The organism is Microbacterium sp. Bi98, from assembly GCF_918698045.1.
Taxonomy (GTDB): domain Bacteria; phylum Actinomycetota; class Actinomycetes; order Actinomycetales; family Microbacteriaceae; genus Microbacterium.
Genome location: NZ_CAKKLK010000005.1, coordinates 134,900 through 153,957, shown reverse-complemented (window position 1 = coordinate 153,957; position 19,058 = coordinate 134,900). Strand labels below are relative to the sequence as shown.

Below are 19,058 nucleotides of genomic sequence, written 5' to 3'. Positions count from 1 at the left end.
GGCACCCCTGTCCCGGAGGCGCTTCGCGGATCGGCGTCAGAGCGTGATCCAGTAGCGCCGGAGCAGGGCGTGTCCACGCTCCGACTGGTCGCTGACGTCCTGCAGCACGCCACCGGAGCCCTCGATCGTTCGGTAGGAGCCGACGTTGTCGTCGTCGCACGTGACCAGCACGCGCTCGAGTCCGATCTCGCGGGCACGCTCGAGTCCGAGCCGCAGCGCGGCCGATGCGTAGCCCTGGCGACGACGGGAGGCGCGCACCGAGTAGCCGATGTGACCGCCCGCCTCACGCAGCCATTCGTTGAGCTCGTGCCGGAAGGACAGGAACCCGACGACCTCGCCGTCATCCACGATCCAGTACAGATCGTTGTGCACGGCATCCTCGGGCAGCTGCGCGGAGGTGTCGGAGAGAACCGCCGACTTCTCGATCAGCGCGTCCAGCGTCGCCCGATCCGGGGTGACCGGCGCCTGCAGACCCGACCCGTCGACGTGCCCGTCACCGAACTCGGCGACCGCAGCCGCCCAGGAGTCGAACAGGTCGGTGGTGGGCCTCGTGAGCTGGATCGTCATCGCCCGATGAGATCACATCCGCGGTCACGGCCGCAAACCGGGAGAGCCGGGCCCGCTGCACGATCGCGCAGTCGACCCGGCTCGCCGACGGACCGGTCACGCTGCGGGGGCGGGCGCCTCCGCGGGGGCGGATGCCGCGGCATCCGCCTTGTCGTAGCGACCGAGGAAGAGCGACGCCACGAGAGCGATGACCATCACGCACGCCGGCAGCAGGATCGCCTGCGACATGCCGGCGGCGAATCCCTCGGCGACCTGCGGAGGAAGCGATCCTCCGCCTTCGATCCCCGCGGGTGCGTCGGCGAGACCCGGCAGGTTCGCTTCGAGACGCGACTGCATGAACGCGGCGATGGATGCCGAGCCGATGACCGATCCGATGGTGCGGGTCGTGTTGTAGATGCCCGCGCCGGCACCGGCCTGGCGGGGAGGCAGCTTGCGCGTCGCGGTGGTGGCGAGCGGTCCCCACATTCCGGCGTTGCCGACGCCCATGAGCGCCGAGGGCAGCAGGAACATCCAGATCTCGGTATCCATGTTGATCAGGGCCGAGTACCAGACGAGCGCGACGACCACGCAGAGCAGACCGGGGATGAGGATGATCCGCGGGTCGATGCGGTCGAGCAGCTTGCCGGCGAACGGGGCGAGCACGCCCGACAGCACGGCCATCGGGATCAGCAGCAGCGCGGCCTGCGTCGGGGTGAGCCCTCGCGCCGTCTGCAGGAAGAACATCATCGGCAGCGACATGCTCGTCACGGTGAAGCCGACCGCGGCGATCGCGACGTTCGCCCCCGAGAAGTTGCGGTCGCGGAACAGTGCGAGAGGCACCAGGGCCTCGCTGCGCGTGCGCGCCTGCTGCACGATGAAGAGCGCGAGCACGACGAGGCCGGTGATGATGATGCTCCACACCGAGATCGGTCCCCAGATCACGCCCCAGTCGAACTTCTCGCCCTCCTGGAGTCCGAAGACGATGAGGAACAGCGCCACCGCGCTGAGGATGACGCCCAGGATGTCGAACCGGTGCGCACTGGTCTGCAGCTTCGGGACGAGCCTCCACGCGAGCACGAAGGCGACGATCCCGACGGGGATGTTCACGAAGAAGATCCACTCCCAGCCGAAGCCATCGACGAGCAGGCCCCCGACGAGCGGTCCCACGAGGGTCGCGACGCCGGCCGTCGCACCCCACAGCCCCATGGCGGCGCCGCGGCGCTCGGGCGGGAACGTGCGGGTGATCACGGCCATGGTCTGCGGCGTCATGAAGGCGGCGCCGAGCCCCTGCACGGCGCGAGCGGCGATCAGCATCTCGAGCGAGTTCGACAGCCCGCACCAGAGCGAGGCGAGCGTGAAGATCGCGAGGCCGATGAGGTAGATGTTCTTCGGGCCGAACCGATCGCCGAGACGGCCCGTGATCAGCAGCGGCACCGCGTAGGCGAGCAGGTAGGCGCTGGTGACCCACACGACGTTGTCGAGGTTGTTGGTGGTCGGGTCGAGCGCCGCCTTGATCGCGGGGTTCGCGACCGAGACGATCGTCGTGTCGACGAGGATCATGAAGAAGCCGATGACGAGCGCCCAGAGCGCGGGCCAGGGGCTCGCGGGTCGATGCCCGGCGGCGAAGGTGCCGGTCGAGGGACCGGATGACCCGGATGCCGTGGGCCGGCCTCCGGTCGAAGGGGAATCGGTCATTGCTGTGCAGCCTTTCGCTGAGCGAGGTAGCGGTCGGTGTTCTCGAAAGCCGTGGGCCCCCAGGGGAACTCCTCGGCCTCGAGACGATCGAGGAGCGAGTCGAGCCAGCGCAGCTCGGCGTCGAGCAGCACCTCCTGGCGCTCGAACTCGACGAGCACCTGCTCGGGGGCGCCCCTTCTGCGAGCGCCGACCAGCCCGTCACGGTGCAGCGCGTGGCCTTCGGCGAGCGCGGAGCGGCGCTCGCGGAGGCGGTCGATGACGTCGGGACGCTCGAGATTGTGAGCCTCGGCGAGTGCGATGCGGAACTCGGCCGGGCGCTCGATGATCGACAGCTCGCGACGCAGCCAGGCGATCAGCGCGTCCCGTCCGGCATCCGTGAGCGTGTAGGTGGTGCGCTCGGGGCGGTTGCCCTCTCGGTCGATGCCCACCTCGTCGATGAGACCGGCCCGCTGGAGTCGGCCGACCGTGTGATAGAGCGTCCCGTTCGTGACGGCGAGCAGCCGTTCGTCGCGGCGCACGCGCATCAGGCGCACCATCTCGTAGGGGTGCATGTCGCCTTCGCGCAGCAGCGCCAGCACCATGACGCCCATCGGGGTCAATCGCTGCATCGGCCCCTCCCCAGATGGTTCCGCTTGAAATAGTCCATGTGGACTATACGCCTGGCACGCGTCATCGACAAGACGGCGCCCGCGAGCATCAGCTGCTCAGCTTGCGCAGAGCCGATCCCTTGTGCGCCGCGGTGTCGCCGCTCTTCTCCGACTTCACGATGTAGGCGGGATCATCGTCGGAGGCGGTGAAGCTCTGCCCGGCGAACCGGAAGTCCTTCGTCCGCTTCTCCTCGACGGTGCCGTGCGTGCGCCCCTCCGACGTGTTCCAGCTCACCCGGTCCCCCGTGGAGAGATCCTTCGTCATGACTCCTCCGTTCGTCTTCCGTCGAGCCTCGCCGATGCATCGGAGGTCGCACCAGGGCTTGACACGACACCGGCGACGTCGACCCGGGATAATGGGCGGGTGAGCACACCTTCGGACAGCAACGCGCAGACCATCCCCGGCTGGCGCCACATCTACTCGGGCAAGGTCCGTGACCTGTACGCCTCGGATGACGCCGCCGACACCCGCATCCTCGTGGTCGCGTCCGATCGCGTGAGCGCGTTCGACTTCGTGCTCTCGCCCGGCATCCCCGAGAAGGGCGCGCTGCTCACGCGTCTCAGCCGCTGGTGGTTCAGCGAGCTCGACGATGTGCCCAACCACCTCGCCGAGGGTGAGATCCCCGCGAGCGTCGCCGACCGCGCCATGCTCGCGCAGTCGCTGGAGATGCTTCCGGTCGAATGCGTCGTGCGCGGCTACATCACCGGATCCGGATGGGCCGAGTACACCGAGAGCGGCACCGTCTGCGGCATCCCGCTGCCCGCCGGCCTGCAGAACGGCGACCGCCTGCCCGAACCGCTGTTCACCCCGGCCTACAAGGCGCCCATGGGCGAGCACGACGAGAACATCACCTTCGAGCAGACCGTCGAGCTCGTCGGAGCAGAGCGCGCGGCCGAGCTGCGCGACGTCTCGATCTCGCTCTACACACGGGCCGCCGCGATCGCCGAGGAGAAGGGCCTGATCCTCGCCGACACCAAGTTCGAGTTCGGGACGGATGCCGACGGCGTCCTGCACCTGGCCGACGAGGTGCTCACGAGCGACTCGTCCCGGTACTGGGATGCCGAGGCCTGGCGCACCGGAACCACGCCGAGCGAGCGCATGGCGAGCTTCGACAAGCAGATCGTGCGCGACTGGCTGGCCGCGAACTGGGACAAGCAGGGTGAACCGCCCGTGCTGCCCGACGACATCGTCGAGCGCACCGCCGCCCGGTATCGCGAGCTCATCGAGCGCCTCGGGGCCTGAGGCCCGGTACCGCCCCCGTCCCTCACTCCATTTCCCACTCGCTGCTAAGGAGATCTCACCCAGCGAAGGGGCGATCTGCGGATGCGGCCCTTCATTGCGCGAGTTCTCCTTCGTAGCGCGCGGCGACCCCGCCGCTCCTCCGTCCCCGCGCACCCAGCCAACACTCAGGAATCGGTAGTGTTGCTCCAGCACTCCCACTCCCCCCGATCCTGAGGAGCCCGCATGCCCCTGTGGAAGACCCACGGAAACGGACGCACCGTCGAACCCGGTGCCGTCGTCAAGCCCGAAGAGCGCCTGAACTGGCCGGCCACGATCGCGATCGGTGCCCAGCACGTCGTCGCCATGTTCGGAGCCACGTTCCTGGTGCCGACGCTGACCGGCTTCCCGGTCTCGACGACGCTGCTGTTCAGCGGCCTCGGCACCCTGATCTTCCTGCTGATCACGAAGAACCAGCTGCCCAGCTACCTCGGCTCGTCGTTCGCGTTCATCGCGCCGATCACCGCCGCGGTCGCAGCCGGCGGCACCGGATCCGCCCTCGCGGGCGTGGTCGCGGTCGGCATCCTGCTCACGGTCGTCGGCCTGGTCGTGCAGTTCGCCGGCCTCCGCTGGGTCGACGCTCTGATGCCCCCGGTGGTCGCCGGCGCGATCGTCGCCCTGATCGGCTTCAACCTCGCCCCCACCGCGTGGAACAACTTCCGGATCGACCCCGTGACCGCGACCATCACGCTCGTCGCGATCATCCTGTTCGCGGTGCTGTTCCGCGGATTCCTCGGACGCATCTCGATCTTCCTCGGCGTCGCCGTCGGCTTCATCTACGCCGCCTTCACGGGCTCGTTCGAGGTCCCCAACGCGCTGCGCGGAGGCAAGACGCCGGCGGAGCTCATCGCCGACGCCCCCTGGGTCGGTCTGCCCGAGTTCCAGCTTCCCGACTTCGTCGCTCCCGGCACCTGGTCGACCATCGCGATGTTCCTGCCGGTCGTCCTGGTGCTCGTCGCTGAGAACGTCGGGCACGTGCGCGGCGTCGCGACGATGACCGAAGACCCCGCGATCAACAAGCACACCGGTCGCGCGCTGATCGCCGACGGGGTCGCCACGACCATCGCCGGTGGTTTCGGCGGCTCGGGCACGACGACGTACGGCGAGAACATCGGCGTCATGGCCGCGACCCGCGTCTACTCGACCGCCGTCTACTGGGTCGCCGGTCTCTTCGCCATCCTGCTGGCGTTCTCCCCGAAGGTCGGCGAGGTCTTCAACTCGATCCCCGCCGGTGTGCTCGGCGGTGCGACCACCGCGCTCTACGGTCTCATCGGCATCATCGGCATCAAGATCTGGGTCGACAGCAAGGTCGACTTCTCACGACCGGTCAACCAGTACACCGCGGCCGTCTCGCTCGTGATCGGCGTCGCCGGCTTCTCGATGCAGCTCGGCGACTTCGCCTTCGGCGGCATCGTGCTCGGCACGGTCGCGGCTCTGCTGATCTACCACGTGGGCAACCTCATCGCCCGCGCCCGCAAGACCGGCGCCGACGACCCTCGCCCCCTCGAGGCCGTGGGGCCGCTGGGCGGAGACCCCGCGTAATCACACTCGACTCGCGAACGCGAAGATCCCGGATGCCGCTGCGGCGGCATTCGGGATCTCTGTGTCAGGGCGCGGTAGCTCTCAGGCGATGACGGCGAGCACCGCGTCGGGCGCGACCGAGGCCGAGAGCTCCACGCGGTGCGACAGCGTGCCGGCACGATGGGCGGTGACCGTGGTCTCCATCTTCATGGCGTCGAGCACCGCGATCGGATCGCCCTCGGCGACGCTCGCCCCGTCGTCTGCGAGCCACCGCACAAGCGTTCCCGGTGCCGGAGCACGCAGCTCGGTCGGATCGGATGCGGGCGGCGCACCTCCGGCATCCGCCAGGCCGCCGAGCCCCGCGAGCAGCGCCATCGGGAGCCCGAGCACGACACGGCGCCCGTCGATCTCGACGGGGAAGCGCTGGAGAGCGGCGTCCGGTGCGGGGGCGGGACGCAGTTGCGGCTCGAGGCGCGGCAGCAGGGTGCTCTCGATCCACTGGGTGTGCACCGCGAAGGTCTCGGTGGCGAACGCCTCGTCGTCGAGCGCGAGCAGATCGAACGGGATGACCGTGGCCGGCCCCTCGACGACCAGCTCGCGCAGCGCCCGACGCGCCCGCACGAGGGCCGCGTCGCGGTCGTCGGCATGCACGACGAGCTTCGCGATCATCGAGTCGAAGGCGGGCTGAACGACGTCGCCCGCCTCGATGCCGCTGTCCCAGCGCACACCGGGCCCGCCGGGGATCCGCAGTACCTCGACACGACCGGGGCTGGGCAGGAATCCGCGACCCGGGTCTTCGGCGTTGATGCGGAACTCGAAGGCGTGCCCGGTCGGCACGGGCGTCTCGGTGAACGAGATCCCCTCGCCGAAGGCGATGCGGAACTGCTCGCGCACGAGATCCGTGCCGGTGACCTCCTCGGTGACGGGGTGCTCCACCTGGAGTCGGGTGTTCACCTCGAGGAAGGAGATCGTGCCGTCGGCAGCGAGGAGGAACTCGACGGTCCCTGCGCCGCGGTACTGCACCTCGGCGCAGATCGCCCTGGCCGCGTCGTGGAACCGCGTGCGCTGATCCCTCGACAGGCCCGGCGCGGGTGCCTCTTCGATGAGCTTCTGGTTGCGTCGCTGCATCGAGCAGTCTCGATCGCCGACGACCACGACGCCGCCGAGTCCGTCACCGAGCACCTGGACCTCGATGTGGCGCGGGCTCTCGAGGAAGCGCTCGACGAAGCACTCCCCCCGCCCGAAGGCGGCGATGGCCTCGCGCGTCGCGGCCTCGAAGGCATCCGCGACCTCCGACAGCTCATGCACCACCTTCAGCCCCCGGCCGCCTCCGCCGAACGCCGCCTTGATCGCGATCGGAAGCCCGTGCTCCTCGGCGAAGGCCACGGCCTCCTCGGGGCCGGCGAGCGGCTGATCGGTGCCGGCGGCCAGGGGGGCCCCGACGCGCTGCGCGATCCGGCGCGCGGTCATCTTGTCGCCGAGCGCATCGATGCTGTCGGGCGACGGGCCGATCCAGATGAGGCCCGCACCCTCGACGGCCCGCGCGAACTCCGCGCTCTCCGAGAGGAATCCGTAGCCCGGGTGCACGGCATCCGCTCCGCTCGTGCGGGCGGCGTCCAGCAGCGCATCGATCGAGAGATAGGTCGTCGCAGCGGTGTCTCCCCCCAGTCCGACGGCCTCATCGGCGAGCCGCACGTGCAGAGCATCGGCATCCTGGTCGGCGTAGACCGCGATCGACGTGTACCCGGCTTCGGCGCAGGCGCGGATGACGCGCACGGCGATCTCTCCGCGATTCGCGATCAGCACCTTGGTCATGAGGTCTCCTTGACGATGAAACGGATGCGCACGCCGGGCGGCAGCTGCGCGGCGAGGTCGAGACTGCGATCGGTGAGGGCGCCGATGATCGGATACCCGCCGGTGAGCGGGTGATCCGGGAGGAACAGCACGGGCTGACCGTCAGGCGGCACCTGGATCGCCCCGGTGACCGCCCCTTCGCTGGGCAGCTCGCCCCCGACGGAGCGTGCGAGGGGCCTGTCGCCCTCGAGCCGGATGCCGACGCGGTCGGACCGCGGGGTCACGGTCCACTCCTGGCCGGCGAGCGTCGAGAGCGCTGCGGAGGTGAACCAGTCGTCCCGAGGGCCGAGGGTGATCTCGAGGTCGACGACGTCACCGGATGCCGGCAGCGTCCGCGGGGTGACATCCGGCTCGACCGGATGCCGTGCGGAATCGCCGACGCGCAGCACGTCGCCGGCAGCCAGCGGAGCAGGTCCGAGCCCGGCGAGGGTGTCGCTCGCGCGGCTGTCGAGCGCCGTGTCGACGGCCACTCCGCCACGGACCGCGATGACGTAGCGCAGCCCGCTGGTCGGATGCCCCAGCGTGAGCTCGTCGCCCTCGACGGTGGCGAAGGGCGCGCCATGGGCGATGCGACGCGCCACACCGTCCGCGTCGATCAAGTCGAGCGCCCCGACAGCGCCCGTGACAGCGGCGACCCCGGCGCCCCGGAATCGCAGCACGGCACCGCCGACGCTCTCGAGCACCGCCGCGCCGCTCGCATTGCCCACTGCGCGGTTCGCCTCGCGCATGGCGCGGCGATCGGCGACACCGGACGCCGAGACACCGAGCGCCGCGAATCCCGGACGACCGGCATCCTGCACCAGCAGCTGCATCGACGGACGCACGACCTCGACGGCCGGGGACGCCGGAGAACCCGGGTCCGTCGCGCTCGCCGCGGCGTCTCGCTCGGTGACGCGCCGCGCGTCGGCACGATCGTCTGCGTTGTCCGACATCACGGCCTGCGCCCGCACCTGCTCGAACCGCACCGTCGTGCCGGGCGACAGCAGCGCAGGAGGGTCGCGATCGATGTCCCACATCAGGGCATCCGTGCGTCCGATGAGCTGCCATCCGCCGGGGCTCTCGCGCGGGTACACGCCGGTGAACGGGCCGGCCAGGGCCACGGATCCGGCCGGCACACGGGTGCGGGGCGACGAGCGGCGGGGCACATCGAACAGCGGATCACTGCTCACCACATACCCGAAGCCGGGGGCGAAGCCGGAGAAGGCGACCGTCCACTCGGCGGCGAGGTGGCGGTTCACGAGCTCGGATGCCGAGACGCCCAGCAGGGATGCCGCCTCGTCGAGGTCTTCCCCGTCGTACCGCACCGGAACAGTGACCTCGCCGGTGGCCGGCAGATGAGCGGTGTCGATCTCGGTCGCGGCGAGCGCGCGGGCGAGATCGGCGGCCGACACCGCCAGCGGATCGAACCGCACGAGCACCGTGCGAGCGCCGGGGATGCGCTCGACCACGCCGTGCACGCCGTCCCACGCGAGGTTCAGACGCATCGCCTCGTCGAGGTCGGCCGCCTCGACGAGAAGCGCGTGGTCGGATGCCGTGAGGATGCGCATCAGACCAGGTACTCCGCATCGGGGACATCGGTGATGAACATGTAGCCGGGCGCGTGGGTGATGGCGAACGGCGGCTTCGAGGCCATGATGGCGGCCTGCGGCGTGACGCCGCACGCCCAGAACACCGGCACCTCGCCCTCGCGCACCTCAGGGGCATCGCCGAAGTCCGGGCGGGCGAGGTCTGCGATGCCGAGCGATACGGGGTCGCCGATGTGCACCGGGGCTCCGTGCACGGCGGGGGTGCGGCCGGAGATCTGCACGGCATCGGCCACGCGGTCCGCGGGGATCGGTCGCATCGACACGACCATCTCGCCGCTCAGCCTGCCCGCGGGGGTGCAGGGCACTGCGGTGCGGTACATCGAAACGTTGCGTCCGAGTTCCTGATGGCGGATCGGGATGCCCGCCTGCACGAGCCCGGACTCGAACGTGAAGCTGCATCCGATCAGGAACGAGACGAGGTCGGGTTGCTCCTCCCACGCCTCGGTCGCATCGGAGACCTCGTCGACCAGTTCGCCGTCGCGCCAGACGCGGTACCGGCCGATGTCCGTGCGGATGTCGCTGCCCGGGGCGAGCCGCGATTCCACCTCGCCCTGTTCGATGACCTCGAGCACGGGGCACGGCTTCGGGTTGCGCTGCGCGAAGAGCAGCGTCTCGAAGGCCCAGTCCGCGGGCACCGAGATGAGGTTCGCCTGCGTCAGTCCGACGGCGACGCCGCTGGTCGGCGCGGCGTGCCCCGCCCGGATGGCGGCTCGCGCTGCCCGCGCGGCGGCGAGCTGGTCGGGGGTGGCGAGAACGGTCATCTCAGACTCCCGCGAACGGTGCGATCGTGATGCCGGCGTCCTGCAGCATCCGCTTGGTCTCGGCGGCCATGGCCACCGAGCCGGGGCTGTCGCCGTGCACGCAGATCGACTGCGCGCTGACGGGCACGTCGGTGCCGTCGATCGCGCGGATCACTCCTTCGCCGGCGAGGCGCACCATGCGCTCGGCGACCGCGACGGGGTCGTGCAGCACCGAGCCCGCCTCGGTTCGTGAGACGAGCTGGCCGTCGGGCTGATACGCCCGATCGGCGAAGGCCTCGGCCGCGATCTGCAGGCCCGCACGCTCGGCGACGTCGAGCACGACGCCTCCGGCCAGACCCAGCAGCACGAGGTTCGGGTCGATCGCGCGGATCGCCGCCACCACGTCCTTCGACTGCCGCTCGTCGCGGGCGATCGTGTTGTAGAGCGCTCCGTGCGGCTTGACGTAGGCGACCGTGCCACCGACGGCTGCGGCAAGACCGATCAGGGCACCGAGCTGGTACTCGACGTGCGCCTGCAGGGTGGCCGAGTCGATCTCGACCTTCGTGCGGCCGAAGTTCTCGTAGTCGCGGTAGCCGGGGTGCGCGCCGATCACGACGCCTCCGGCCACGGCGCTCTCGAGAGTCGATCGGATGCCCTCGGGGCTGCCCGCGTGGAACCCGCACGCCACGTTCGCGCTCGTCACGAGGCGCAGCATGCTCTCGTCGTCGCTGACCACCCGGTCGGGGACGTTCTCGCCGAGGTCGGAGTTCAGGTCGATCGATGTCATGGGGTCACGCTCCGATTCCGAGGAAGGCGAAGATGGGGCCGACCGAGACGATGCCCATGTACCAGGTCAGCAGCGTCACGAGCGTGCCGGCGATGAGCAGCCACAGCGGGTACTTCTTCGAGCCGAGCAGGTCACGGCGGAACCAGCCGATGTACATGAACACCGTGAGGCCGATGGGGAGGATGAGCCCGTTGAAGCCGCCGACGAAGACGAGGATCGCGGCCGGCGCGGTGCCGATCGAGAGGTAGACGATCAGCGACACGACGATGAAGGCGACGGTGGCCAGCTGCAGCGGCCATCCGCCCCGGAGCTTCTTCGTGAAGGTCGAGAGGAAGGTCGCTGACGTGTATGCCGCGCCGATCACCGAGCTGATCGCGGCGGCCCAGAAGATCGCGCCGAAGATGCGGAGTCCCGCGTCGCCGAGCACGGCGCCGAAGGCCTGTCCCGCGGGGTTCGCGGCCTGGCTCGACAGGTCGAGCGAGACGCCCGAGGCGACCACGCCGAGGACCGCGAGGAACAGCACGTAGCGCATGATGCCGGTGACGAGGATGCCGTTCGCCGCGGCGCGCATGACAGGACCCGCCTGCTCGGGACCGGTGTGACCCGAGTCGAGGTAGCGGTGGGCACCCGAGTAGGTGATGTATCCGCCGACCGTTCCGCCGACGATCGTGGTGATCGTGGCGAAGTTGAGCTCGTCCGGCGCGAACGTCTGGCGCAGCGCCTCGCCGATGGGCGGCTGGGCGATCACCGCGACGATCACGGTCATCACGATCATGCCGATGCCGAGCACGACGAGCACGATGTCCATCACCGGACCGGCCTTCTTGATGAGGAAGATGATGATCGCGAGGGCGGCGGTCAGCGCTCCGCCGAGCTTGGGATCGATGCCGAGCAGCGCGTTCATGCCCAGGCCGCCACCCGCGATGTTGCCGATGTTGAACGCGAGGCCGCCGATGACGACGAGCACGGCGATCACGTGCCCGGAGAACGGGATTGCCCTGTTGGCGAGTTCCCCGGCGCGCATGCCGGAGGAGGTGATCATGCGCCACACGTTCAGCTGCACGGCGATGTCGACGAGGATCGAGACCAGGATCGCGAACGCGAAGGCCGCCCCCATCGTCGCGGTGAAGGTGGCCGTCTGGGTGATGAACCCGGGACCGATGGCGCTGGTGGCCATCAGGAAGATGGCGCCGATCACGGCGCTGCGGCCGGCGCGTCTCTTGGCGGCGGAGAGCCGGACTTCGTCTTCGGCGGACAGCGGGGCTGCGGTGTTCTCTGACATTGCGGGGGGATTCCCATCGTCGTTGGTGGGTGTCGAGTGACACCCAGTGTAGAACGGATCGAGCAATATTGTTCAACAACTTTGTTTCCGCTGTGCTACGGCGGAGTTGCATTCGCGTGATGGCGGAGACGCTTCCTCGAACGATCCGCTCCGGCCGCCGCCTACGATGAAGGCATGAACCAGCAGGGCATGCTCGCCGATGCGCTCCGACAGCAGATCATCGACGGCGCCTTCGCACCCGGTTCCCGACTGTCGGAATCGGCCATCGCGGAGCACTTCGGCGTGGCACGCAACACGCTGCGCGAGGCGTTCCGCGCCCTCTCCGAGCAGGGTCTGCTCGAGCACGTGCCGCACCGGGGCGTCTCCGTCGCCTCGCCGTCGATCGCCGACGTGATCGACATCTATCGCGCACGTCGCATCATCGAGTGCACCGCGCTCCTGCACTCCGAGCCGGAGCATCCGGCGGTCCAGCAGATGCAGGAGGCCGTGCTCGCCGCCGAGGCCGCGGCGCACGACGCACTCCTCGACGACGCCGAGACGTGGCGCGCGGTGGGCAGCGCCAACATGGCGTTCCATGTCGCCCTGGTGTCGCTCGCGGACAGCCCCCGCCTGGCCCGCACCTACCGTGACCTCGCGGCAGAGCTGAGACTCGCGTTCCTGAAGATCGACGATCCTCGCTCGCTGCACGAGCCGTTCGTGCGCAAGAACCGCGCGGTGCTCGACACCTTCCTCGCCCGCGGTGCGGCGGCCGGCGCGGCCGAGCTCGAGCGCTACCTCGTGCAGTCCGAGCGCGTGGTGCTCGGGGCCTTCGCCCGGATGCAGCTGGGCTGACGCCGTCCGCGGTGGAGGGTCGGCCGCAGCTCGGTCACTCCTCGTCCCGCAGAGCCCCCGCCGCCCTGGTCCTCGCGTCCGGATCCCGGGGCGCGAGTTGCAGCGGAAGCGGCGCCTCGGGCTCGGGCAGGCCGTAGAGACGCCGCACCCAGCGTCGGGCGTCTTCGAGCGGGTAGGTGTCGCCGTAGACGGCGTACTTCATGAAGACGCCCTCGAGGGTGGTGCGCAGCATGATCTCCTCGAGCGGAGGATCGGCGGCACCCCTCTCGCGGAAGATCTCGCGGACGGCGTTCTCCGATGCGATCGCCTGCTCCGCGAACCGGGTCTCGGCCTCGGCGAACATGCGGTGGGTGCTGGGCTGCTGCTGCATCGCGAACACCGCTCGCTGCACCGGGAGGGCGAAACCCGTGGCGGCGAGAGCACCGTCGATGATCCCGGCGAGCCGGACGTCGGCGGGCCCCTCGACCTGCGGGATCGCGAAGAGCGCCTCGTACCAGCGGTCGATCACGGCGGCCACGAGCTGGTCCTTGCCGCCGAAGTGGTAGCTCACGAGTCCCTGCGCGACCCCGGCGCGGCGGGTGATCTCGGCGATGCTCGCGCCGGAGACGCCTCGTTCGGCGAACAGGATGATGGCCGATTCGAGAATGGCTTCGCGGGCGCGCTCCCGCGCGGCCCGGTTGTGTTCGTCTGAACGTGCCATCGGTGTCCCGCTCCCCAGCATCGGACGACTTCGGATTTCCCCCCGGAGGCTATATATTAGCGACTGAATAGCTGTTCAAGCTATGAGCGGCCCCAGGCCCCACCCTCAGGAGTGTGATGAGCCCGACATCATGGTTCACGCGTCCCCAGAGGCTCGCGCCATCCGAGCGGTTCTCCACCACCGACACCGAGGCGAACGAGATCGCGCTGGGCCTGCTGCAGATCAGCTCCCTCCCGTCCGGGCCCTGGAACGACCCGACGGCCCCCTCTCTGGGACCTGACGACAGGGCGCTCGTCGCCGAGACGTGGGGCATCCGCTCCCGTGACGACTGGCTCGGCATGATCGACCATCTCAGCACCGTGCGACGTCGACGTCAGGCCTGGATGCTCCGTCTGGCGGTCCGCAACGACCTGGACACCGCCCTCGGGCGTGTGCCGACCACGCGGGAGTGGCTCGCGGGAATCGTCGCCGAAGGCGGAGACGCGCGCGACGCGTTGCCGTTCGTGGCCGGCATCGAGCGCATCGAGCGCGAGGTGCGCAGACGAGTCGGAAAAGATGTCGTGACGCCCGATGTCTATGTGCGCACTCTCGACGCGTATGCGCTCGGTCAGGCCGTGGCGATGACGACGTGGGGTGTTGCGCTCGGATACGCCGACGTCGCAGAGGCCCGACGCATCATCCACCGGATCAACGTCGACACCCGCCCGTCGTTAGTGTCATGGGTCGATTTCGGCCTGAGCTACATCGCCGGACGGGTCATGCACTGGAGCGACGGGAACCTCGACGCGGAGTCGTTCGAGAAGTACGGCGAGGTGTGGACGGATTTCGCGACGGCAGTGATGCCCAAGCGCAACGGCCCGTGGGCGACACTGCGGTGGCCCGCGACGATCGATCAGCGGTCACGAGACCGGATCGGCTGATCGCCCGAAGACCCACGGATGCGGACCGACCTGGAGGGGCGTATGGTCCGCATCCGTGTTCTTCGGTCGCCCCCGTTCGATCCCGGCCCGCGCGAGGTCACGACGAGGCGCGCACCACCAGTTCCGTCGGCAGGATCGTCGTGTGCGCCGGGTCGCGTCCGGCCAGGCGCGAGAGCAGCACTCCGGCCATGGCCTCGCCCTGCGCGTACATGGGCTGCCGCATGGTGGTCAGCGGCGGGTCTGTGCTCAGCGCGACCGACGAGTCGTCGAACCCGACGAGCGCCACGTCCTCGGGAACACGGATGCCGGCCGAGCGCAGCGCCGTGAGCGCGCCACGGGCCATGAGGTCGCTGGCGACGAAGATCGCATCCGGACGCCCCGCAGCGAGGATGCGGCGCGCCGCATCCGCTCCGCTGGCTTCGCTGTAGTCACCGGCCTCCTCGGCGAACGGCGAGAGCCCTGCATCGGCCAGTGCCCCGCGGAAGCCCTGCACGCGGTCGACGGACGAGACCATCGTGATGGGCCCCGAGATCGTGGCGATCCGCGTACGACCGGTCTCGATCAGGTGCTGGGTGGCGGTGCGGGCGCCGGCGACGTTGTCGACGTCGACCACGTAGTCGCCCTCGCGGATGCGCACCGGCCTGCCGCCCCAGACCACGGGCACGGCATCGGCGACCCGGTCGATGAACGCGTCGCTCGTGTGGTGCGAGACGATGAGCGCGCCGTCCACACCGCCGTTGCGCACGAAGCTCGTCATCTTGTCGCCGGGGTCGTCGCTCGCGATCAGCAGGTTGAGCAGGTAGTCCGAGCCCCGGAGCGCCCCCGTGATGCCCGCGACGATCGCCGCGAAGAAGGGATCTCCGAAGAACCGCGTGGTGTCCTCGGGGACGATCAGGGCGATCGCGTGGGTCTGTCGGGACGCGAGTGAGCGAGCCGCGCGGTTGGGCACGTAGCTGAGCTCCTCGATGGCCCGCTTCACCGACTCGAGGGCTTCAGGACTCACCGCCGTCGACCCGTTGACGACGCGTGACACCGTCGACCGTGAGACTCCGGCGGCCGATGCCACCTCTTCGATGGTCGCTCGTGACGACACGACTCTCCCTCCGTCCGGCAGCGAGGCCGGATGCTCCCTGGTGACGCCGCCCGGCGTCAGAGAGCGCGAGCGGCGATGATGCGAGCGTACTCCCGACCGGAGTCCTTCAGACTCCGCTCCTGGGTGTCGTAGTCGACGCGCACGATGCCGAACCGCTTGTCGTAGCCCCAGGCCCACTCGAAGTTGTCGAACATCGACCAGTAGAAGTAGCCGCGCACGTCGACGCCGGCATCCGCCGCATCGAGCACGGCGGCCAGGTGCAGGCGCAGGAACTCGGTGCGGTCCTCGTCGTGCACGCGGGTCTCACCGTCTTCGACGACCGCGACGTCGTCATAGGCGGCACCGTTCTCGGTCATGTACAGCACGGTTCCGGCGGGCTCGGCGTACTCGGTCCACACGCGCTGCAGCAGACGGGTGAGCCCCTCGGGCTGCACCTCCCAGTTCTGCGCCGTGCGGGGCAGTCCGCGTTCGACGGGGTGGATGCCCTCGCTCGACGGATACGGGCTTCGACCGACCCGGTCGGTCGCGGGGCCGCCGCTGAGCGGGGTCCGCTCAGGGGTGGGAGCCGTGCCCGAGACGAAGTCGCCGTGGTAGTAGTTGACGCCCTGCGTGTCGATGCGCTGAGAGATGACGTCGAGGTCGCCGTCGTGCACGGCATCCGTGAAGCGGGCGACGGCATCGGCATCCACCGACCGGATGTCCCGGATGATGTCGTCCGGGTACACGCCCCGGTAGATCGGGTCGAGGAACCAGCGGTTGAACTGGCCGTCGACGCGACGCGCGGCGTCGATGTCTGCGGGGTTGGTCGGATCGGCGGGGTCTGCGACCGTGTGGTTCAGCGTGATGCCGAGATTCAGGCTCGCATCCCGGCCACGCAGCTCGCGGACCGTCTCGCCGTGGGCGAGCAGCAGGTGGTGCGCCGAGAGCAGACCCTCGGCGACGCTCGTGTGACCCGGAGCGTGCTCGCCGCCGGTATAAGAGAGGAACGACGAGCACCACGGCTCGTTCAGGGTCGTCCACACGTTCACCCGATCGCCCAGGGCGTCGTGCATCGTGCCGGCGTACTCGAGGAAGCGTCCGACGGTGTCACGGTTGGTCCACCCGCCGGTCTCCTGCAGCGCCTGCGGCATGTCCCAGTGATAGAGCGTCAGCCAGGGCAGGATGTCGTTCGCGAGCAGCTCGTCGACCAGGCGCTCGTAGAAGTCGACGCCCTTCGCGTTGACCGCGCCGCCGTCGGGCTGGACGCGCGACCACGAGGTCGAGAAGCGGTAGGTCTGCAGCCCGAGCTTCTTCATGAGAGCGACGTCCTGCGGATAGCGGTGGTAGTGGTCGCACGCCACATCGCCGTTGTCGCCGCCGATCACGGCGCCGGGCTCCCTGCTGAAGGCATCCCAGATCGACGCGGTGCGCCCGTCTTCGAAAGCCGCCCCTTCGATCTGGTACGCCGCTGTCGCGGCGCCGAACAGGAAGTTCTCGGGAAAGGCACGGGTCATAGGGGTCATCCTTTCACCGCGCCCGCCATGATGCCACTGACCAGCTGCCGGCCCGCCACGACGAACAGGACGAGCAGCGGAAGGGTCGCGAGCACCGCACCGGCGAGCACGATGGAGTAGTCGATGTAATAGCCGGACTGCAGCTGGCTGAGGGCCGTCTGCAGTGTCGGGTTCTGCGGGGAGAGCACGATCAGCGGCCAGAGGTAGTCGGTCCACGCCGTCATGAAGGTGAAGAGGCCGAGGATCGCCATGGCAGGGCGAGCGGCCGGGATGCCGACGGTGAGGAACGTGCGGAACTGGTTCGCGCCGTCCATCCGCGCCGCCTCGATCAGCTCGTCCGGGATCACGTCGACCAGGTACTGCCGCATGAAGAAGACGCCGAAGGCGGTGACCAGTGTCGGCACGATGACCGCGCCGATCGATCCGGTCCAGCCGAGCTCCCGCATCAGCATGAACAGCGGGATGATGCCGAGCTGCGTCGGGATCGCCATGGTCGCGATCACGAAGATCATCAGTCCGTCGCGGCCCGTGAAGCGCAGCTTGGCGAAGGCATAGCCGGCCAGCGTCGAGAACGTGACGACCGAGACCGTGATGATCGCCGAGATGAGGAACGAGTTGCCCAGAGCGAGCCAGAACGGGATCGCGTCGAACACCTTGGCGGCGTTGGTGAAGAAGTTGCCGCCGGGGATCAGCGGCAGGGTTTCGCCACGCGTGGCGTTCGTGCCGCTCGCCACGACGACCGACCACCACAGCGGGTAGACGCTGCCGATGATGAACGCGGCGAGCAGGCCGTAGGTGAGGAAGCCGGGGCGGCTGCCGATCCCGGCGTTGCCGCCCACGGCGCCTCGACGGCGGCGGATCTTCTCGGGGACGCTCAGCGCCTGGGTGGCGGTCATCGCGCATTCTCCTCGGTCGTGGTGGCGATCGTCGTGCCGGCGGCGGCCGTCGCGGCTGCGGCGGCAGCGGCGGCAGCGGCGGTGCGGGCTCGTCGGCGCGCGGCGCGGCTCTTCGGAGCATCCCCGGTCGAGATGCGTCGGGAGATCAGGAAGTTGATGACGCCGATGCCGACGATGAGCAGGAACAGCAGGATGGCGACGGCGGATGCTTCGCCGAGGTCCCGGCGGAAGAAGGCGAGCTCCCACAGGAACAGCACGGTTGTCTGGAACTGCCGGTCGCTGCCGCCGATGCCGCCCGCGGTCGAGACGTCGAACAGCCGGGGCTCGGCGAAGATCTGCAGACCGCCGATCGTCGCCGTGATGATCACGAAGATCAGCGTCGGGCGGATCGTGGGGATCGTGATCGAGAAGAACCGGCGAGCAGCGCCGGCTCCGTCGAGGGCTGCCGACTCGTAGAGATCGCGCGGCACCGCCTGCATGGCGGCGAGGAGGATGAGGGCGTTGTAGCCGGTCCAGCGGAAGTTCACCATCACGGCGATCGCGAGGTGCGACAGCGCCGTGTTGTGCTTCCACTCCTGGTCGGCGATGCCGATCAGATTGAGCAGGTTGTTGGCGAGGCCGTCGGCCTCGTTGAAGATGCTCGAGAAGATGATGGCGACGGCGACGGGGGTCACGACGAACGGGATGAGAACGCTCATGCGCCAGAACGTCGGGGCACGCAGGCCGCGGTCGAGGAGGTAGGCGATCACCAGGGCGACCGCGAGCTGCGGGATCGCCGACAGCAGGAAGATGCTCAGGGTGTTGAAGATCGAGTTCCAGAACATCGGGTCGCCGAGGATCTCGACGAAGTTCCCGGCGCCGATGAACTCGCCCTGCCCCTTGAGCAGGTCCCACTCGTGCACGGCCACCCACACCGTGTAGAGCAGCGGGAAGAGTCCGACCAGCCCGAAGAGCAGGAAGAACGGCGAGATGTAGAAGTACGGGGAGGCGTTCTGGTCGAACCGCGAGATGCGGTGCCGCCAGGGACGCCGAGCCGCGGCATCCGTCTTCGGGCTCTTCGCGTCGTTCGACGACGCGGATGCCGTCTCCGAGCGCTCATGCGTGAGGGTCATGACTCTTCCTTGGTCCTGTTCCGGGCTTCCGTGGTGCTCCGGTCGCAGCCCGTGCCGCCCCGGTGAAGGCGGCGCG

At 69.4% G+C, this 19,058-nt stretch carries 18 protein-coding genes; 4 read left to right on the top strand and 14 right to left on the bottom strand.

Annotated features, from left to right (window positions below; genetic code table 11):
- Positions 1 to 36 precede the first annotated feature (36 nt).
- The 4 genes from LQZ85_RS10260 to LQZ85_RS10245 form a co-directional block, all read right to left on the bottom strand.
- Entirely contained in the window at positions 37 to 567 is a 531-nt protein-coding gene (locus tag LQZ85_RS10260) for a GNAT family N-acetyltransferase (protein WP_056276495.1), read from the bottom strand.
- A 96-nt stretch (positions 568 to 663) separates the two neighbouring features.
- On the bottom strand, positions 664 to 2,241 hold the full coding sequence (locus LQZ85_RS10255) for a DHA2 family efflux MFS transporter permease subunit (RefSeq protein WP_056276494.1): 1,578 nt from the start codon (positions 2,239 to 2,241) through the stop codon (positions 664 to 666).
- A complete protein-coding gene (locus LQZ85_RS10250) occupies positions 2,238 to 2,849 on the bottom strand; it encodes a PadR family transcriptional regulator (protein WP_053098603.1) in 612 nt (203 codons plus the stop codon). The genes LQZ85_RS10255 and LQZ85_RS10250 overlap by 4 nt, the downstream gene beginning before the upstream one ends.
- Positions 2,850 to 2,937: 88 nt before the next feature.
- Positions 2,938 to 3,153 (bottom strand): DUF2945 domain-containing protein, encoded by a 216-nt coding sequence (locus LQZ85_RS10245; protein ID WP_056276493.1) that lies wholly within the window; start codon positions 3,151 to 3,153, stop codon positions 2,938 to 2,940.
- Between the two features lie 99 nt (positions 3,154 to 3,252).
- Between LQZ85_RS10245 and LQZ85_RS10240 the strand changes: the two genes are divergently transcribed.
- Together LQZ85_RS10240 and LQZ85_RS10235 are read left to right on the top strand one after the other, a co-directional pair.
- Positions 3,253 to 4,131, top strand: a complete 879-nt coding sequence (locus LQZ85_RS10240) for a phosphoribosylaminoimidazolesuccinocarboxamide synthase (RefSeq protein ID WP_056276492.1) — start codon at positions 3,253 to 3,255, stop codon at positions 4,129 to 4,131.
- 222 nt (positions 4,132 to 4,353) lie between these two features.
- A complete protein-coding gene (locus LQZ85_RS10235; protein ID WP_056276489.1) occupies positions 4,354 to 5,709 on the top strand; it encodes a solute carrier family 23 protein in 1,356 nt (451 codons plus the stop codon).
- An 81-nt stretch (positions 5,710 to 5,790) separates the two neighbouring features.
- Here the strand turns inward: LQZ85_RS10235 and LQZ85_RS10230 are convergent, their stop codons facing one another.
- Genes LQZ85_RS10230 through LQZ85_RS10210 form a run of 5 tightly spaced genes read right to left on the bottom strand, consistent with a single transcriptional unit; the run spans position 5,791 to position 11,937 of the window.
- Complete coding sequence (locus tag LQZ85_RS10230; protein ID WP_056276486.1) at positions 5,791 to 7,503, bottom strand: biotin carboxylase N-terminal domain-containing protein; 1,713 nt, start codon at positions 7,501 to 7,503, stop codon at positions 5,791 to 5,793.
- Entirely contained in the window at positions 7,500 to 9,089 is a 1,590-nt protein-coding gene (locus LQZ85_RS10225; RefSeq protein WP_056276483.1) for an urea amidolyase family protein, read from the bottom strand. The genes LQZ85_RS10230 and LQZ85_RS10225 overlap by 4 nt, the downstream gene beginning before the upstream one ends.
- On the bottom strand, positions 9,089 to 9,889 hold the full coding sequence (locus tag LQZ85_RS10220) for a putative hydro-lyase (protein WP_056276480.1): 801 nt from the start codon (positions 9,887 to 9,889) through the stop codon (positions 9,089 to 9,091). The genes LQZ85_RS10225 and LQZ85_RS10220 overlap by 1 nt, the downstream gene beginning before the upstream one ends.
- 1 nt (position 9,890) lies before the next feature.
- Positions 9,891 to 10,655, bottom strand: a complete 765-nt coding sequence (locus LQZ85_RS10215; protein ID WP_053098596.1) for a 5-oxoprolinase subunit PxpA — start codon at positions 10,653 to 10,655, stop codon at positions 9,891 to 9,893.
- A gap of 4 nt (positions 10,656 to 10,659) precedes the next feature.
- A complete protein-coding gene (locus LQZ85_RS10210; protein WP_056276475.1) occupies positions 10,660 to 11,937 on the bottom strand; it encodes an NRAMP family divalent metal transporter in 1,278 nt (425 codons plus the stop codon).
- Between the two features lie 174 nt (positions 11,938 to 12,111).
- Between LQZ85_RS10210 and LQZ85_RS10205 the strand changes: the two genes are divergently transcribed.
- Positions 12,112 to 12,768, top strand: a complete 657-nt coding sequence (locus LQZ85_RS10205) for a GntR family transcriptional regulator (RefSeq protein WP_053098594.1) — start codon at positions 12,112 to 12,114, stop codon at positions 12,766 to 12,768.
- Between the two features lie 34 nt (positions 12,769 to 12,802).
- Here LQZ85_RS10205 and LQZ85_RS10200 read toward each other — a convergent pair whose 3' ends face one another.
- The gene (locus LQZ85_RS10200) at positions 12,803 to 13,468 is read right to left on the bottom strand and encodes a TetR/AcrR family transcriptional regulator (protein ID WP_082297963.1); all 666 of its coding nucleotides are present in this window, start codon (positions 13,466 to 13,468) and stop codon (positions 12,803 to 12,805) included.
- Between the two features lie 116 nt (positions 13,469 to 13,584).
- Between LQZ85_RS10200 and LQZ85_RS10195 the strand changes: the two genes are divergently transcribed.
- Positions 13,585 to 14,388, top strand: coding sequence for a DUF1266 domain-containing protein (locus LQZ85_RS10195; RefSeq protein ID WP_056276472.1), 804 nt, complete (start codon positions 13,585 to 13,587; stop codon positions 14,386 to 14,388).
- 97 nt (positions 14,389 to 14,485) lie between these two features.
- Here LQZ85_RS10195 and LQZ85_RS10190 read toward each other — a convergent pair whose 3' ends face one another.
- Genes LQZ85_RS10190 through LQZ85_RS10175 form a run of 4 tightly spaced genes read right to left on the bottom strand, consistent with a single transcriptional unit; the run spans position 14,486 to position 18,982 of the window.
- Positions 14,486 to 15,481 carry a LacI family DNA-binding transcriptional regulator gene (locus LQZ85_RS10190; RefSeq protein ID WP_056276469.1) on the bottom strand — a complete coding sequence of 332 codons (996 nt, stop codon included), beginning with the start codon at positions 15,479 to 15,481 and terminating at the stop codon, positions 14,486 to 14,488.
- 56 nt (positions 15,482 to 15,537) lie between these two features.
- The gene (locus tag LQZ85_RS10185; protein WP_200955150.1) at positions 15,538 to 16,974 is read right to left on the bottom strand and encodes a GH1 family beta-glucosidase; all 1,437 of its coding nucleotides are present in this window, start codon (positions 16,972 to 16,974) and stop codon (positions 15,538 to 15,540) included.
- A gap of 5 nt (positions 16,975 to 16,979) precedes the next feature.
- Complete coding sequence (locus tag LQZ85_RS10180; protein ID WP_056276462.1) at positions 16,980 to 17,870, bottom strand: carbohydrate ABC transporter permease; 891 nt, start codon at positions 17,868 to 17,870, stop codon at positions 16,980 to 16,982.
- On the bottom strand, positions 17,867 to 18,982 hold the full coding sequence (locus tag LQZ85_RS10175; RefSeq protein WP_056276459.1) for a sugar ABC transporter permease: 1,116 nt from the start codon (positions 18,980 to 18,982) through the stop codon (positions 17,867 to 17,869). Before LQZ85_RS10175 ends, LQZ85_RS10180 begins: the two co-directional genes overlap by 4 nt.
- Positions 18,983 to 19,058 lie beyond the last annotated feature (76 nt).

What these genes read in the sequence shown, in the direction of transcription:
- LQZ85_RS10210 (WP_056276475.1), bottom strand. Translation starts at nt 11,937, where the DNA reads ATGTCAGAGAACACCGCAGCCCCGCTGTCCGCCGAAGACGAAGTCCGG.
- LQZ85_RS10220 (WP_056276480.1), bottom strand. Translation starts at nt 9,889, where the DNA reads ATGACCGTTCTCGCCACCCCCGACCAGCTCGCCGCCGCGCGGGCAGCG.
- LQZ85_RS10260 (WP_056276495.1), bottom strand. Translation starts at nt 567, where the DNA reads ATGACGATCCAGCTCACGAGGCCCACCACCGACCTGTTCGACTCCTGG.
- LQZ85_RS10205 (WP_053098594.1), top strand. Translation starts at nt 12,112, where the DNA reads ATGAACCAGCAGGGCATGCTCGCCGATGCGCTCCGACAGCAGATCATC.
- LQZ85_RS10255 (WP_056276494.1), bottom strand. Translation starts at nt 2,241, where the DNA reads ATGACCGATTCCCCTTCGACCGGAGGCCGGCCCACGGCATCCGGGTCA.
- LQZ85_RS10195 (WP_056276472.1), top strand. Translation starts at nt 13,585, where the DNA reads ATGAGCCCGACATCATGGTTCACGCGTCCCCAGAGGCTCGCGCCATCC.
- LQZ85_RS10245 (WP_056276493.1), bottom strand. Translation starts at nt 3,153, where the DNA reads ATGACGAAGGATCTCTCCACGGGGGACCGGGTGAGCTGGAACACGTCG.
- LQZ85_RS10180 (WP_056276462.1), bottom strand. Translation starts at nt 17,870, where the DNA reads ATGACCGCCACCCAGGCGCTGAGCGTCCCCGAGAAGATCCGCCGCCGT.
- LQZ85_RS10200 (WP_082297963.1), bottom strand. Translation starts at nt 13,468, where the DNA reads ATGGCACGTTCAGACGAACACAACCGGGCCGCGCGGGAGCGCGCCCGC.
- LQZ85_RS10250 (WP_053098603.1), bottom strand. Translation starts at nt 2,849, where the DNA reads ATGCAGCGATTGACCCCGATGGGCGTCATGGTGCTGGCGCTGCTGCGC.
- LQZ85_RS10235 (WP_056276489.1), top strand. Translation starts at nt 4,354, where the DNA reads ATGCCCCTGTGGAAGACCCACGGAAACGGACGCACCGTCGAACCCGGT.
- LQZ85_RS10175 (WP_056276459.1), bottom strand. Translation starts at nt 18,982, where the DNA reads ATGACCCTCACGCATGAGCGCTCGGAGACGGCATCCGCGTCGTCGAAC.
- LQZ85_RS10185 (WP_200955150.1), bottom strand. Translation starts at nt 16,974, where the DNA reads ATGACCCGTGCCTTTCCCGAGAACTTCCTGTTCGGCGCCGCGACAGCG.
- LQZ85_RS10215 (WP_053098596.1), bottom strand. Translation starts at nt 10,655, where the DNA reads ATGACATCGATCGACCTGAACTCCGACCTCGGCGAGAACGTCCCCGAC.
- LQZ85_RS10230 (WP_056276486.1), bottom strand. Translation starts at nt 7,503, where the DNA reads ATGACCAAGGTGCTGATCGCGAATCGCGGAGAGATCGCCGTGCGCGTC.
- LQZ85_RS10225 (WP_056276483.1), bottom strand. Translation starts at nt 9,089, where the DNA reads ATGCGCATCCTCACGGCATCCGACCACGCGCTTCTCGTCGAGGCGGCC.